General features: G+C 38.6%; 8 protein-coding genes, 1 tRNA gene and 1 pseudogene. 5 read left to right on the forward strand and 5 right to left on the reverse strand.

Features of this window, described 5'->3' with window-relative positions:
- Positions 1 to 47 precede the first annotated feature (47 nt).
- A complete protein-coding gene (locus tag LB454_RS05100) occupies positions 48 to 2,408 on the forward strand; it encodes a hypothetical protein (RefSeq protein ID WP_224463541.1) in 2,361 nt (786 codons plus the stop codon).
- 26 nt (positions 2,409 to 2,434) lie between these two features.
- Here LB454_RS05100 and LB454_RS05105 read toward each other — a convergent pair.
- Positions 2,435 to 2,773, reverse strand: a pseudogene (locus LB454_RS05105) (single-stranded DNA-binding protein).
- Positions 2,774 to 2,946: 173 nt separating this feature from the next.
- Positions 2,947 to 3,019: transfer RNA gene (locus LB454_RS05110), tRNA-Gln, on the reverse strand.
- Positions 3,020 to 3,192: 173 nt separating this feature from the next.
- Between LB454_RS05110 and LB454_RS05115 the strand changes: the two genes are divergently transcribed.
- Positions 3,193 to 6,513 carry a glycosyltransferase family 117 protein gene (locus tag LB454_RS05115; RefSeq protein ID WP_224463542.1) on the forward strand — a complete coding sequence of 1,107 codons (3,321 nt, stop codon included), beginning with the start codon at positions 3,193 to 3,195 and terminating at the stop codon, positions 6,511 to 6,513.
- Between the two features lie 5 nt (positions 6,514 to 6,518).
- Positions 6,519 to 7,136, forward strand: coding sequence for a polysaccharide deacetylase family protein (locus LB454_RS05120; protein WP_224463543.1), 618 nt, complete (start codon positions 6,519 to 6,521; stop codon positions 7,134 to 7,136).
- 189 nt (positions 7,137 to 7,325) lie between these two features.
- Here the strand turns inward: LB454_RS05120 and lysS are convergent, their stop codons facing one another.
- Positions 7,326 to 9,017, reverse strand: coding sequence for a lysine--tRNA ligase (gene lysS, locus LB454_RS05125; protein ID WP_224463544.1), 1,692 nt, complete (start codon positions 9,015 to 9,017; stop codon positions 7,326 to 7,328).
- A 916-nt stretch (positions 9,018 to 9,933) separates the two neighbouring features.
- Here lysS and lipB point away from each other — a divergent pair.
- A complete protein-coding gene (gene lipB, locus LB454_RS05130) occupies positions 9,934 to 10,638 on the forward strand; it encodes a lipoyl(octanoyl) transferase LipB (protein WP_224463545.1) in 705 nt (234 codons plus the stop codon).
- On the opposite strand, the gene LB454_RS05135 is transcribed toward lipB, so the two are convergent.
- Positions 10,635 to 13,088, reverse strand: a complete 2,454-nt coding sequence (locus tag LB454_RS05135) for an NHL repeat-containing protein (RefSeq protein WP_224463546.1) — start codon at positions 13,086 to 13,088, stop codon at positions 10,635 to 10,637. The two genes, lipB and LB454_RS05135, sit on opposite strands and share 4 nt — an antisense overlap.
- A 60-nt stretch (positions 13,089 to 13,148) precedes the next feature.
- Entirely contained in the window at positions 13,149 to 13,757 is a 609-nt protein-coding gene (locus LB454_RS05140; RefSeq protein ID WP_224463547.1) for a ribonuclease HII, read from the reverse strand.
- 113 nt (positions 13,758 to 13,870) lie between these two features.
- Between LB454_RS05140 and LB454_RS05145 the strand changes: the two genes are divergently transcribed.
- The gene (locus LB454_RS05145) at positions 13,871 to 15,847 is read left to right on the forward strand and encodes a putative porin (RefSeq protein ID WP_224463548.1); all 1,977 of its coding nucleotides are present in this window, start codon (positions 13,871 to 13,873) and stop codon (positions 15,845 to 15,847) included.
- The last annotated feature ends 74 nt before the right edge of the window (positions 15,848 to 15,921 follow it).

Consider the following 15,921-nt stretch of genomic DNA (forward strand, 5'->3'; position numbering starts at 1 on the left):
GGTAACTTTATATAAGAAATTAAAAGAATAAACCTGTAAACGTCTTTATGAAAAGTATTTTATCCAAATTGTATTTTCCTATTCTCCTATTACTTCATCCAGTATACGCAATCTCTCAGCAGCCAAAAGACAAGCTTATAGAAGCTTTCGAAACTTACAGCGAGCTCCCCCGCGAGATTTCTTACGCTCACCTCAACAAGAGCAAGCTGATTCGTGGTGAGACCCTTGGTTTCCAGGTCTATGTAATGAATAGGGAGACCAAGCGCGCCTCAACCAACACAACCAACGTTTATTACGCCCTTGACGACCAAAACGGCAATACGGTCAAGTCCGGTCTTCTGCTTTGCGAGCGCGGCGTTGCGGTAGGTTCGATTGACATCGACAGCACACTGGCCACAGGCAACTATCTCTTTAAGGCCTATACCAACTGGATGAAGAATTTTAAGGAGCAGAACTTTTACATTCAGAATGTGAAGGTTATCAACACCGATGATGGCGGAACCCTCGGTGAACGTAAAGTTGAGGCCTACAGACTGGACGCGCAGTTCCTTCCCGAGGGTGGGCACCTCATCTATGGAATTGAGAACATCGTAGGGGTTGTGGTCAAGGATAATACTGGCAGGGGCGTACCGGACCTTGAGGGTAGGGTATACGATGAGGTAGGCAGTGAAGTAGGCTCTTTCACGACCAATAGATTTGGGATCTCAAAATTTCTTTTGATTCCGAAGCTTGGTAACGCCTATCAAGTGAAATTTGGCAAAGGCGATAATAATACTTTTTCGCTGGGACCTGCCGAAATGGAGGGCATCAACCTTCAGCTAACCGATTTGGGAAGCCGCGTTGCGCTCAGCTTGAGGACCAACCAGCGTACCATGGAGAGGATAAAGGGAAACACATATAGGCTCAGTTTCCATAATGGCGATAGCATACGTGCTATAAACTTTGATTTCTCCGCGGGCCAAGAGGTCACTATGCTGTTTAACTATGCAGACCTGTTTTCTGGCATGAATGTGTTTACCGTTTTTAACGAGAAGCAAGAGCCATTGTTGGAACGTCTCTTTTTCAAGCACGAGGGGATTGGTACGGTTGGGCTAAATGCCCCTAAGATAACTAGGGACAAAGACTCCATCAACGTGCGTTTCTACACTGAAGCAATAAGATCAATTGACAGTTCCCTTAATATCAGCGTTTCGGTTCTTCCAGAGGGTACTGGGAGCTACGAGCCGAACCATAGCATCGTATCGAAGCTCTACCTCCAGCCCTACGTAAGGGGCTTTGTAGAACGTGCGGACTATTACTTCAGGGAGGTCGACGCAAGGAAGCGCTTTGAGCTTGACATGCTCCTGCTCACCCAGGGCTGGAGCAGCTTCGATTGGACCAGTATATTTAACAGCCCGCCGCAGATGCGCTTTGAATTTGAGAAGGGGATTACGGTGACTGCGAAAGGTACGGACCCGAATGCTAGGCAATATATGGTTTATCCTATGGAGAATAGTGGCACGGTGTTGGTCGATGCGCAACAGCTGAACAGAGTGTTTACCTTAAAGGACTTGCTCCCGTTTGAGGAAGAGCAATTGAGCGTCGGGGTGGTGGCCAAGAACGACAAGGTGCGAAAGCCCAGCCTCTCCTACAGCTTTAGCCCGACGAGCATTCCAAGTCTGGATAATTATATCACATCATATCCAATACGCGAGGATATCAAATTTGGAGGCAACGAGGACCAGCCCATACTATTAGATGCCTTTAATGATACTGAGGTGCTAAACGAGGTGGTCATTACCGCAAGAAAGAAAGAGCAGCGGATGGAAAAGCTTACTAGAAAGTTTGTTATGGGTATTGTTGATATTTTCGATAATACGGAACGCTCTAAATATATCAATTTTGATACGTATTTAAGCTACAAAGGTTATACTGTTAGAAAAACGGGAACGAGGTTAATTGTTGGAAATAGTAGGCCACCATATGGAGAACCAATAGTATATTTAGATGGACATTTACTACCAAATTTTGACTTATTCTTAAGTTTTGATATGAGAACAGTGGATTATATTGTTATTGATAAACTCGGGCGAGGAGATGGTATAATCCGTGTCTTCACAGATCCACTTAAGCAGTTTGAGGGTATGAAAAGTAAACCCGTGGCACAGACTGTCGATTTTCCATTGACCTTCAGAAAAAATAAGCGTTTCTACACCCCAAAATACACCTCCTACAAAAACGATTTTTTCAAGAAATACGGGGTCATTGATTGGAAGCCAAACTTAAAGGTAGATGAAATGGGGACCATTGAGTTCAAAATATTGGATACTGGAAATGAAAGATTAAAGTTCTTTGTGGAGGGCATTGCCGGTGATGGAAAGTTCATTTCTGAAGAAATGAATGTAATTGTTAATAAAAAAGGAAATTAGTTATTAACAAATCTCATCTTTTACATTCATTTATTTAATATATATTTTGTCAACATAGGTAAATCATTACAGATAACCTCAGTATTATACCCTTTGTTACCGTCTTTATCCTCCCATGAGCGGTTAGTGAGTTTGCCCTCAACAACAATCCCCTGACCTTTGTTGACGTAACCTTCCTCAACTTTTTTCTAGCCACCTCTTACGATGATGTTGTGCCAGTAGGCGCGCTCTACTTTTTGTCCGCTTTTGTCCTTGTAGCTTTTATCTATAGCCAATGAGAACTTTGCCATTTTGTTGTCATCCTTTAAATTGATGATTTCTGGGTCCTGGCTCAATCTACCAAAAATAAAAAATCCGATTTCAATTAAGAAATCGGATTAGAATAAAGTTGGCCTACCCAGCCTATAAATCTGGTCTGGCAGGTAGGGCTCCCCTCTATCCCGATACTCATCGGGACTCGGGACAGGCTTCTCGCCCTTAAAACTGTGTATCACAAATAAAAATCCGATCTCAACTAAGAAATCGGATTAGAATAAAGTTGGCCTACTAGGGCTCGAACCTAGACTCTTCTGGACCAAAACCAGACGTGTTGCCAGTTACACCATAGGCCAATAATTATTGGAGTGCAAATATAAAACTAACTTTTATATGAGCAAACCCTTTTTTAAAAATTATTCAAGAAAATTTGGTGTTGAATAATTCACCTAAATAGCGACAAATAATATTCAAACTCATACGTTTATAAGATTTCATAATTGTTTATTTTCGTCCAAAATTATTTTCAATGACAAAGCATGCCTTCTCACTTTGGAATAAACTATTAGGCTGGTTTGCCTTTTTGGTAGCCTTCATCACATACTATCTTACTGCGGAACCTACAGCAAGTTTTTGGGATGCAGGAGAATATATAGCCACTTCAGCAAAACTACAGGTAGGTCATCCACCTGGCGCTCCATTTTATCAAATATTCGGGGCCTTCTTCTCCATGTTTGCCTCAGACGATAGTCAGGTAGCCTTTATGGTTAACCTGATGTCTGGTGTTGCCAGTGCCTTTGCTATTTTGTTCATGTTTTGGTCAATAACATTATTGCTGAAAAAGCTTACCGCAACTATAGGTGTGAAAACCAAAGCCTCAGATATGGCTATTTTGGCCAGCAGTATGGTTGGAGCCCTCACCTTTACCTTTACAGATAGTTTTTGGTTTAGTGCAGTGGAAGCAGAAGTCTATGCTATGGCAGCTTGTATCATGGCAGCTATGTTCTACGTAGGTTTACTTTGGGAAAGAGATATGCATAAACCGAGAGGAAATCGCTGGCTCATCCTGATTTCCTTGATTGTTGGTCTGTCTTTTGGCGTTCACTTTATGGGATTATTGACGATTCCAGCCATTGGTTTTCTTTACTACTTTAAAAACTACAAGAAAATCACCGTTAAAAATTTTATAGTAGCAAACCTTGTTGTGGTTGGTATTTTGCTATTTATTTTTAAACTACTTCTCCCCTATGCCCTTACATTTTTTGCGAAAATGGAGGTATTTTTCGTTAACAGTTTTGGTCTGCCGTTCAATTCAGGAACCATCATTGCAGGCTTATTGGCCATCGCTGTTTTTTATTTTGGATTGACTTATACAAGGAAAAAGAATTATATCCATATCAATACCGTGCTCTTATGCATCTTATTTGTTTTCATAGGCTTCTCCAGCTGGATAATGCTCCCCATAAGAGCAAATGCTGGTACTGTAATCAATGAAAACGACCCAAGTAGTGCCCAACAACTTTTAGCTTATTACAACAGAGATCAATACCCTGAAACTCATCTATTTTATGGCCCTCAATTCACTGAGCTTTTTGCTGGTTTAGACCCAGACAATCCTTATCTCGATGATGATCCTATCTATGAAAAAGACGAAGAAAAAGGCGAATACGTCATTATCAACGATTATAAAAATGCCAAACAAAACTCAGATGCGGCGCATAAAACCTTTCTCCCAAGGATGTGGAGTACTCAGCATGCGTCTAATTATATGATGTTTACGGGTCCTTTGGAATTCTCTATAAAACCAGAATATAGAGGTGAACAAGAGTTAGTTTCTATCGTCAACACCTTTAAATCTGATTATAACAAAGGTGAAGTCTCATCAGATGGCTACATCAGCTTTTTGAAACGATTTAATCAATATCTGGACATCCAGAAACCTTCCACTGCTTCCAATTTCCATTACTTATTCGAATTTCAAATGGGTTATATGTATTGGAGGTATTTTATGTGGAATTTCGCAGGAAGGCAAAATGACAACCAAGGAAAGTACACCAATTTTGATGGTAATTGGCTCTCTGGAATTGACTTTATAGACGAAAACAGGTTAGGAAGTCAAAAAAATCTTCCTTCAGATCTGGCGGATAATAAAGCAAGAAACACGTATTATTTCCTACCTCTTATTTTGGGACTTATAGGTTTATTTTTTCATGCGTCCAAGGACGTCAAACGCTTTTGGGTGCTTACCGTCTTTTTCTTATTTACTGGAATAGCACTAAAGATTTATCTCAATGAGCGCTCCTTTGAACCCAGAGAGCGAGACTATGCATTAGTAGGTTCATTTTATGTGTTTGCGATATGGATTGGATTAGGCGTTTATGCTCTATTTCACTACTTAAAAAAATACATTACGCCTACTTTAGTTGCACCTGCTGTTGGGGTGATTTGCTTGTTTGCAGTGCCTGTACTGATGGCTTCAGAAAACTGGGATGACCACGATCGCTCCAATAAGTACACGACTTTGGCCATGGCCAAAAAATACCTGGATTCTGTAGACAAAGACGCCATCTTATTTACAATTGGGGATAACGATACCTTTGCCTTGTGGTATGCACAGGAAATTGAAGGCTATAGAACCGACGTGAGAACCATCAACACTAGCCTTTTTGCAACAGATTGGTACATTGACCAGATGAGAAGAAAAGCTTACGAGAGTGAAGCTATCAAAACCACTCTCGTGCATGAAGATTATAAATATGGAACCAACGATGCTATTTGGTATCAGGAAGATCCAAGGATAAGTGATACACTAAGTATCAATAAGTTTATTCAGTATATCAAAAGTGACAATGAGACCACTAAAGCTGAACTCCAAAGTGGACAAACGGTCAATATTTTTCCTACTAAAAACATAAGAGTTCCCGTCAACAAAGAAAAGGTTTTGAGAAACGGAATCGTAAAACAGGAAGATGCTGATCTTATTGTACCTAATATTTTTATCAATTTAGAAGACAATCTTGTCTATAAGCCTAACCTTATGATGCTCGACTTACTTGCAAATAACGATTGGGAACGTCCAATCTATTTTACGGGTGGTAGCTTTAGAGATGAAGATTATTTATGGATGAAGGATTATTTACAACTGGAAGGAGTTACTTATAAACTGGTTCCTATCAAAACACCTGTTAACCCAAAAAATCCTTTTGATATGGGACGTATCGATGAGGATAAAATGTATGACATTGTGATGAATTGGGACTGGGGAAATAGTGGTAGTGATGACATCTACCACGACCCGGAGACCCGTAAAAATGCCATCACGTACAGAAGTAATCTGGCAAGGCTTGCAGAAAAATTAATCAGTAAAAATAAGTTGAGTAAAGCCGAAGATGTTTTGGATTTAGGAATGACGCATATTCCAGTAAAACACTACCAGTATTATCAACTTGTTGAACCTTTTGTAACTGGGTATTATCAAATTGATAAACCTGAAAAAGCAAGGGAAATTTGGGAGCAGTTAGCTACCAATTATCAGGAATGGTTGTCTTATTATGCAGGCATGTCATATGAAGATCAAATTGACAACGCTGAGGAAATTTTTACTGAAATAGAAAAATACAGAAGCTTAGTTGATATCCTTATCATTCACCAAGACACGGAGATGGTAAAAGATAAAGCAGCTGAATTCAATACTTACTTAGAGAAATTTAGCCATTTCTATAGTGATTCTGAATCCGAAAATGTTGACCAAGATTTGCTGGATGAATTAAATGAAGATGATATCGAGAAGATAGAAAAGGACAGTTCAAGTGAAGGTTTATTAAGGCCTGATCAAATTCCAAATGAATAAAAGATTTGAAATCAAATGACTTCCTGAAACAAATCTTTCCCAAACGTGTCTGGAACATCTCTTCATTTAAAAAAGAGATGTTCCTCACTTTTGATGACGGACCCATTCCAGAAGTTACCCCTTGGGTACTGGATCAACTAAAAAAGCATAAGGCTAAGGCTACTTTTTTCTGCATTGGAGATAACATCAGAAAGCACCCTGAACTGTTTCAACAAATTGTTGCTGAGGGGCATGCTGTTGGTAATCACACCTTCCACCATATCAATGGCTGGAAAACTTCAACTGAAGAGTATCTGAAAGATGTTAAGCGTTGTGAAGATGAAATAGGATCAAATACATTTGAATCTAATCTTTTTCGCCCACCCTACGGAAAGTGCACCTCAGCCCAGGCAAAATCAATCCTAGAGAAAGGCGATCATATTATCATGTGGGACATCATCAGCAAAGATTATGATGCAAAAGTCTCAAAAGAAAACTGTTTTCTTAGAATAAAAAAAAATGCAAAACCAGGCAGCATTATCGTTTTTCACGACAGCCTGAAAGCGGAAACTAACATGAAGTATGCTTTAGAGAAAACTCTGGAGACTTTCAGCGATTATGAGTTTAATAAGATTGAGCTTTAAAGAACGGATGTCATCCTGAATGGAGTGCAACAAAGTGAAGGATATTTCACCAAGCCGAGATGAAAAGATTTCTCCTAAATCGAGGTGACAAAACTTTTTTATTTCTTCGCGTTCTCTGCGACTCTATGGTTAATTTTTTACCATGGAGACACAGAGAGCATAGAGAATCAGTCTTAAGTATTTTGCTGCTTACAACAACTTCACAAACAAACCTTCGTCAGTTTTATCAACCGTAGCCTGATCTTTACTTCTCAATCCTTTTATGGCTTTGTCCCACTTTTTATTGCTTAGCTCAGATTTGGATTTGATACTTTCCAGCTCCTGAGGAGATTCTTGTTTCAAAAGTTCCAAAACGGTTTTTTCTTCTTCAGTCAGCTCCACTTTTTTCTTTTCCGGACGCATTTGCGGGAAGAACAAGACTTCCTGAATCGAAGGATTATCCGTCAAGAACATAATCAATCGGTCCATACCAATTCCCAAACCAGAGGTTGGCGGCATACCGTATTCCAAAGCTCTTAAGAAATCATAGTCAATAAACTCAGTCGCTTCATCGTCACCTTTCTTGGCTAATTTCAGCTGCTCTTCAAAACGCTCCCGCTGATCGATGGGATCATTTAATTCTGAATACGCATTCGCGATTTCCTTCCCACACACCATCAGTTCGAAGCGTTCGGTCAAATCTGGATTGTCTCTGTGTTCTTTGCACAACGGACTCATCTCTTTGGGATAGTCGGTGATAAACGTAGGCTCTATATAGTTGCCTTCACACTTTTCACCAAAAATCTCATCAATCAGCTTACCTTTTCCCATGGTTTCATCCACTTCCAAGCCCATGTCAAGAGCAGCTTTTCTCAGCTCTTCTTCAGACTTACCCGTAATGTCAAATCCCGTAAACTCTATAATGGCATCGGTCATCGTCACACGCTTATATGGCGCTTTAAAGTCGACGTGATGCTCTTTAAACTTAGCTTTTGTGGTTCCGTTCACCTGCATCGCACAATGCTCCAGCAAGTTTTCGGTAAACTCCATCATCCAGTTGTAATCTTTGTAAGACACGTAGATTTCCATCGCTGTAAACTCTGGATTATGCGTTCTATCCATACCTTCATTTCTGAAATTTTTGGAAAACTCATACACACCATCAAAGCCACCTACAATCAAGCGTTTCAGGTACAATTCATTAGCAATTCTCAGGTACAATGGAATGTCTAAAGCATTGTGATGCGTAATAAAAGGACGTGCCGCAGCACCACCCGGAATGGATTGTAAGATTGGGGTTTCCACCTCCATATAGCCTTGCGCATTAAAGAAATCCCGCATGGCTGTAAATAAAGCCGAGCGTTTTTTAAAAATCTCTTTCACATCAGGATTCACCGCCAAATCGGCGTAGCGCTGTCTGTAGCGCTGCTCAGCATCATGAAACCCATCATACTCCTTGCCTTCCCTGTCTTTTTTAGGCAGTGGAAGCGGTTTTAAAGACTTGCTCAAGAGCAGAAAATCCAAAACTTTGATGGTTTTCTCACCCACCTGAGTCGTAAACAACTCTCCTTCTATACCTATAAAATCACCGATATCCAGCAATTTTTTATACACCTCATTGTACAAAGTCTTGTCTTCGCCCGTGCAAATCTCATCGCGGTTAAAGTACACCTGGATGCGGCCTTCCCCATCCTGTAACTCAGCAAACGACGCCTTTCCCTGGATTCTACGGGAGACCAGACGACCAGCAACCACTACCTTTTGGCCTTCTTCAAAATCCTCCTTCACTTGTTTGGAAGTATGAGTATAATCAAATTGAGCAGCAGGATACGGATTGATGCCCATTTCCCTAAGAGTAGCCAGTTTATCTCGCCTTACGCGTTCTTGTTCTGATAATTGCATGAGTGTATAATTTTCTAAAGGCGCAAAGATAAAGACAATCCAACAATTTCTTTTATAAACCCAGGATTAAAGATTTTAAGATTTGTTCCAGTCTTTTCTTTTTATTCTGACCTGCCTGACTGCATCACGCAGGCAGGATTTAATACAAGTTGACCTCATTCTTTAGATCCTTAGCTTTATGTTTCCTTTTATTCTGAAGAAACGTCTTGGGTGAGGAAGTTTGTCTGAAGGAATCGAAGAAGATTTATTTGAGTAAATACTAAAAACTGAATTTCTTAATATCAAAAAATACTTGAATGCAATCAAACATAATAAGTGATTAGATTTTGGTTGTAGTGCCCACATATCTGAATAACACAATACTTCGAGATAAAATGGAGGGTCAGTCGCATTGACGCAGTGACTTATTATGACATGAATCAGCAGCTGATTTCTTTAAAATTGATAAATTTAAAAATTCACCACCTTGGCTTTTATCAATGAGATAGTTTGGAGAGCATATCCTTTTAAATATTATTTGAATCCAATTCAAATTGAGATGTCAGCGTTACACCCCTTTTTCTGTCTCTTACTTTTTTTATGAAGATATCAGGACTAGCGCCCCTATTTGGAAAGTAGTTTGCGAATTAAAGCATGAAAATCTAAAAGAGGATTTAAACAAAGTGATTTGGGGGCAGGACTCTGAGATCTAAAGTCTATGTAAAAATAAAATACTAGCTACTTTACCCTTCAGTAGTTATCACTACATCAATCCTTAACATTGATTATTAGTCTACACGCTCAACGGATGGATCTTCTAATGAACCTCATGCATCTAAGCTGGATATCGAAAAACTGTTAAAGAAATAGAGGCAATTTCAGAATAAAACCAAGGTCTACGCTATAAAGTGTACCTTTGTAGTACAATTTTAAATCCATGAATAAAGCCATAAAAGTCCTGGAACTAGGACAACGCGATTATAAAGAAACCTGGGATTTTCAAGAGGAATTGTTCCAAAAAGTACTCAACATAAAGGTTCAAAACCGACGGGAATCAACCGATTTAGCTACAGAAAATCACCTGATTTTCGTTGAACATCCGCATGTGTATACTCTGGGTAAAAGTGGAGATTTGGCCAATTTGCTGCTCGATGAAAAGCAATTAGCCGAGAAAGGCGCGACCTTTTATAAAATCAATCGCGGTGGTGATATCACCTATCACGGCCCCGGACAAATCGTAGGGTATCCCATTTTGGATCTTGAAAATTTCTTTACCGATATTCATAAATACCTGCGTTTTCTTGAAGAAATGGTGATTCTCACTTTGGCTGAATACGGCCTCAAAGCTGAGCGTAGCGAGGGAGAAACAGGTGTTTGGCTGGATGTAGGTACACCTTTCGCCAGAAAAATTTGTGCCATGGGCGTGCGCGCCTCACGCTGGGTCACCATGCATGGCTTTGCTTTTAATGTGAATGCCGATTTAGGTTATTTTGATAACATTGTGCCTTGTGGCATACAAGACAAAGCTGTGACTTCCTTGAATGTGGAGCTTGGCAAAGCTGAAATCCCTGTGGAGGAAGTGAAAGTTAAACTCAAAAAACATTTTGCCAAGTTATTTGAGGCCAAATTGATGGAGTCTTAAAGCGTTTTATTGTAAATCAACACGGCATTATCGTCGCCTTTGACGATAAAATTAATCTCACTGGGAACTTTTAGATCTATATCGATCTGTGAGTTTCCAAAGACGGGAAAACCAGAAACCAATTCAGCTTGCTCATCGAATAAATAGACTTTACTCGCCTGCTGATCGACAATACTGAAATAGGTCCTGTTGGCGTCTTCATGAATCTGCGGTGACAAATAGAGACCGTAGTCCAGGGTTTTACTCACGCCGTTTATGCTCAATTTATTTTCAGAAAACGTCACAACGTGTTTCGGACTTACGGTAATAAAATGATTATCGGTAAGGTTTAAATCTGTGGTTTGTACACTTCCATTTTCAGACACTTCTATAAGCTGCCCCACATCACTTGTCCCAACAAAACTTTTATTATGCAAACCCCAGGGATTTCCTGAAGTAGAAATTCTTTGTTTGGGTTTGACGCGCTCTGCTCCTGTCCTGCTAAGAATATTAAGCCCCTGATCATTTTCTACCAAAATATAGTCTTTCCTCCCAATTCTTATGTGTTTTGGAGTTCGTTTAATACTGCCTTTAGATTTATAATCGAAGCCTTTCACTAGTTTTCCTTCTTTATTATACATCAATACTTCATCGTTTTGAACGACTACAAACCTGTATTTACCATTGTTATCGTAATCAAAAATGGCCAAACCTTCAGTGATGAAATCTTTAAAGTCCAGAGGAAATGGAGATACATTATTTCCATTTTTATCAACAACATAAAGTTTATTCTGAGTCGTGAAAGCCATTTGAAGCCTTGTATTTCGGTAGATATCAAAAGTATGGATCTCCCCTACAATTCTACTGTCCAGAGTTTTAGTCCAGATGGTGTTTCCGTCTTTACCCAGAAGATGTAATTTATTTTCTTCATCCTGAACTGCAATATCTTTTTGTCGTGTTCTCCAGTTGATGAAAAACGCTGGATCTGAAGTAATTGTGTTCTCAAGTTTTATACGCTTTACTTCTATAGCTTCTTTAGACTTACTTTCAGAATTGGTCTTGGATAAAATTCCATTTACAAAAGCAAAATTATCTTCCTGAGTAGCTTGCATTATTACAGAACTGTATCCCTCAGTATTGAAGTTTTTAAGGTTTGAAGAAAATTCTTCTGTCGCAGATTTCTCCAGTCGATCCACCATGGCATCTAGTTGTCCACCCCAAACCATGTGTGCTTTGGAACTCATTTTATCCAATGCCGCCTGGAACGATGAAGATTCGCTCAAAACCGATCGATTATTAATATTAACCAGCATATTTTCTAAGACATCTTGGTCTTTAGCAAACAAGAAATGGCTATCGTAAACTGTGAACACAGAAAATTTGTGATTGGAAAATAGTGGAGAAAAATCCGCAAACACGTTTTCCGGTTCAAAACTATAGATGGTTTGATTTCTAAAGGAGGTTTCCTGCTGAGTCATTTTAGAAAGGGAATCTAAAGTCTTGGTCACATCGGAACTTACCATATCATAAACTAAAGAACCATTTTCTAACTCGATTGCTCCAACTTCCTTGGTGTTTTGAAACATAAATTTGAATACAGAGGAAGCCTTGTAATCCTGAGCAGCTCTGTTTTCCTGAAGCACTTTAAAATCTGAAAACGATAAACTTAAAAACCCTGTTGCATTGGCAGGAGTAACTTCATGAAGTCTAAAATTTGAAGGAGAAGTTCTGTCAAAGAGATCAAGCTTTTTGGAGGCTTTATCACTCAATATAGCTCCAGACCATCTGTAACTTCCTTTGGATACATCAAGATCTAAGCTTAGCCATTTACCTAAGCCTTTAATGGATTTGGCAGTTAATGTTTTAAATTCATTTTTATATAAGTAATCAGCTTCTTCCAGGTCTATAAAAACTGAAGTCTCTCCTGTGGCTGCTTTGTGCGCTTTATAAAAAGTTTCATCAAACTTAAACTGGTTGTTGTAAGCTCTGATGACATTTTCAATAATCAATTTCGACTCTGAAGAAATTCTGACCTTCTCGATTAGGGTAGAAAAAAACGTTGACTCCTCTAGTTTGAATTCTGAAATTACTTTACCAGCATAGTCTATAGTGTTCTGCTTTGCTAACTGAACAGAATCGAGTTTTAAATATTTGTCTTCGATGATTAAAGAGGTGGCGAGTTCACGTTCACCAATGGGAGTGACTGCCAGAAAAGCTTCAGCACTTTGGTCAAAATAATTAGTGAATCTTAGATTACCCTCCAGTTCTTTAAAAACAGGTAAAGAGGAATTATTCTGAAACAAATCTGTAGAGGTTAATTCTTCAATGGATTCTGAAAGGTTTTCGGATTCTAAAATCAAAACAGATTTAGATGGAATAAAATCGATGAGTTTTCCTTGAGCAGAATCAGAGTCAAAATCACAAGAACTTAAACCTATTGAAAAACAAATAATTATAAAAAGGTAACGCATAAACTAGACAATTTCAAAAGACAAAATTAAGTTGAAAAATAGTATTAAAACTAAAATAATCTAATTGGTTTTCAATTTTAATTCCATCTGCTCTGGTAATAATTTAAAGCTTTTTCTGTGGTATTTTGTAATGCCGTATTTTTGGATGGCCCTTCGATGGGCTTTAGTAGGGTAGCCTTTGTTCTGAGCCCATCCATACATTGGGTATTCTTTGTCTATTTTTCTCATAAATGCATCTCTGGCGGTTTTAGCGAGAATTGATGCTGCGGCGATACTCAAAAACTTTGAATCGCCTTTAATAATGCATTGGTGCTGAATTTTTTTATAGGCTTTAAATTTATTTCCGTCTACCAAAATCAATTCCGGCTGTGGAGATAGCTGCTGAATAGACTGGTGCATAGCAAGAATGGACGCATTTAAAATATTGATCTCGTCTATAATTTCCATATCCACTTGAGATATTCCAAAAGCTAAAGATTCTTCTTTTAAAATAACTTCCAAGAGTTCACGTTTTTTGGATGTCAAAAGCTTAGAATCATTCAACATGGTATTATGGAAATCTTTGGGCAGGATAACAGCGGCGGCTGTCACGGGACCAGCCAAACAGCCACGACCAGCTTCATCTGTTCCACATTCCAGGTATTTGTCTTGAAAATTTAGTTGGAGCATAATCAATTTCAGAAACAAAAATAAAAATTCTGAAATTCTAAATTGATTTCTAAATGACATTAAATCTTAAGTAAACTAAAAATGATACTTTTGCTCACGTTTTAAAACTGCTAATGAAGTCGGTATTTTATCTTTTTTTCATTTTACTTTTCACAACTTGGTCTCAAGCTCAGGATTTGAGATTACAACAAAGTAATCAAACTCAACAGGGCCAAAATAATCAGCGTGGTGAAACCACAACTTCAGTAAAGGATGATCGTGAAAAACCACACATTTCAAAATACAAAATCATAAGCATTAGCAACGATACAACTTATGTGGATACAACACTAAGTATTAGAAAAGACTATGCCTATAACTACCTAAGAAAAGATGATTTTGAACTTTTACCATTTGCTAATATTGGCAGACCTTATACAGAATTAGGCTATAATTTTCAGGACCTGCAGGCTTTACCTCGATTTGGAGCCAGAGCTAAACACTTCAACTACCTTGAAGTTGAAGACATTCCTTATTACGAAGTACCAACTCCTTTAACAGAGCTTTACTTTAGAACAGTATTCCAACAGGGGCAAAATCTCGATGCCAGTTTTGCAACTAATCTAAAACCTAACTTAAACATTTCGATCGCTTATAAAGGTCTGCGATCTTTGGGTAATTATCAGCGTGAATTGGCCAGTACTGGAAATTTAAGGATTGGGTTAAATTATAGGACAAAAAATAATCGCTATTTTGTGAGGTCTCATTTTGCAGCTCAGGACATCTTGAATCAAGAGAACGGTGGATTAACAGACCGGGCAAATCAGCAATACATTGATGAAATCCAAGAGGTTCAAAATAGAGCTTCGGCAGAAGTCAGGCTGAGGAATGCTGAAAACAAACTAGATGCAAAGCGTTTTTATTTAAATCAATATTATAATATAAGACCAGGAAACGATTCAACTCAAAACGGGCAAATACGCCTGAATCATATCATGGACTTCACGGATAAGGAATATAGATATAACCAAGGCGCTTCAACTCCTCAATTCTTTGGAGCCACTTTTGAAAATTCAGATTTAGAAGACGAAGTAGAGTACCAAAATGTTTCCAACACGATGATTTTGTCCTATTACCAAAAATATTTAGGTAAAATTGGATTCATGGCTAAACACAGCAACCTTAATTATGGGTACAATACGTCTGTTGTTTTTGAAGACGGAGTCATCCCCAATCGATTAAAAACAGATGTTTTAAGCATTGGAGGAACCTATTTAAAAACCTATAAAGGATTCAAACTCGAAGGTCAAGCCATTTACAACATCACTGGAGATTATGATGGTGGGTACGAAGTACACGGAAAAGCCAGTACAAAATTTTCAGACTCCCTTCAGTTTTCTGCAAGATTGGATTTGAGTTCTACGGCTCCTAATTTCAACTGGATCTTAAACCAAAGCGATTATGAAAATTACAACTGGTACAATCCAAATTTTGACAATGTAAACACCCAGCATCTTGAAGCTGAAGCTAAGTCGGAAAAATATGGCAGAGTTGTAGCTTCATTAACTCAAATAGATAACCATGCCTATTTTGGCTTTGAAAGAACTCCCGAAGGTTCGGCTGTTGATAGTCTGGTAAGGCCACTTCAGACTGACCAACAAATACGATATCTGAAAATTAAAGCTGAAAAGGACTTTAAATACGGTCACTTCAACTTAGCAAACACAGTAATGTATCAAAATGTGTTTAATGGCGAATCGGTTTTTCCTGTTCCAGAATTTGTAACAAGGAACTCATTCTTTTACGACAATTACCTTTTTGACAGAGCTTTGTACCTGCAAACAGGATTGACTTTAAACTATTTCACCGGCTTTATGAGCAAGGCTTATGACCCTATTCTTTCTGAATTTGCCATCCAGGATTTTCAGGAATTAGAAGGGTTTTACACAGCCGATTTTTTCTTAAACGCTAAAGTCAGAGAAGCTCGTATATATTTCAAACTGGAAAACTTTACGACGCTTTTTGAAGGAAATTCAAATTTTGCTGCGCCAAGGCAACCTTATAGAGACTTTGCCATCCGCTTTGGATTGGTGTGGAATTTCTTTTTATAAAAGCATAAACCCCAAAGCAAAGCTTTTCTTGTTTTAGTTTTCAGTTAGAAAGTCTGTACATCTCTGTGCTGTAG

Origin of the sequence: Psychroflexus montanilacus (assembly GCF_020164535.1) — a bacterium.
In the GTDB taxonomy this organism is placed as follows: Bacteria; Bacteroidota; Bacteroidia; order Flavobacteriales; family Flavobacteriaceae; genus Psychroflexus; species Psychroflexus montanilacus.

Bases quoted from the DNA above. Each gene is read 5' to 3' on its own strand.
- LB454_RS05100 (WP_224463541.1), top strand. From the start codon at position 48: ATGAAAAGTATTTTATCCAAATTGTATTTTCCTATTCTCCTATTACTT.
- LB454_RS05115 (WP_224463542.1), top strand. From the start codon at position 3,193: ATGACAAAGCATGCCTTCTCACTTTGGAATAAACTATTAGGCTGGTTT.
- lysS (WP_224463544.1), bottom strand. From the start codon at position 9,017: ATGCAATTATCAGAACAAGAACGCGTAAGGCGAGATAAACTGGCTACT.
- lipB (WP_224463545.1), top strand. From the start codon at position 9,934: ATGAATAAAGCCATAAAAGTCCTGGAACTAGGACAACGCGATTATAAA.
- LB454_RS05135 (WP_224463546.1), bottom strand. From the start codon at position 13,088: ATGCGTTACCTTTTTATAATTATTTGTTTTTCAATAGGTTTAAGTTCT.
- LB454_RS05140 (WP_224463547.1), bottom strand. From the start codon at position 13,757: ATGCTCCAACTAAATTTTCAAGACAAATACCTGGAATGTGGAACAGAT.
- LB454_RS05145 (WP_224463548.1), top strand. From the start codon at position 13,871: ATGAAGTCGGTATTTTATCTTTTTTTCATTTTACTTTTCACAACTTGG.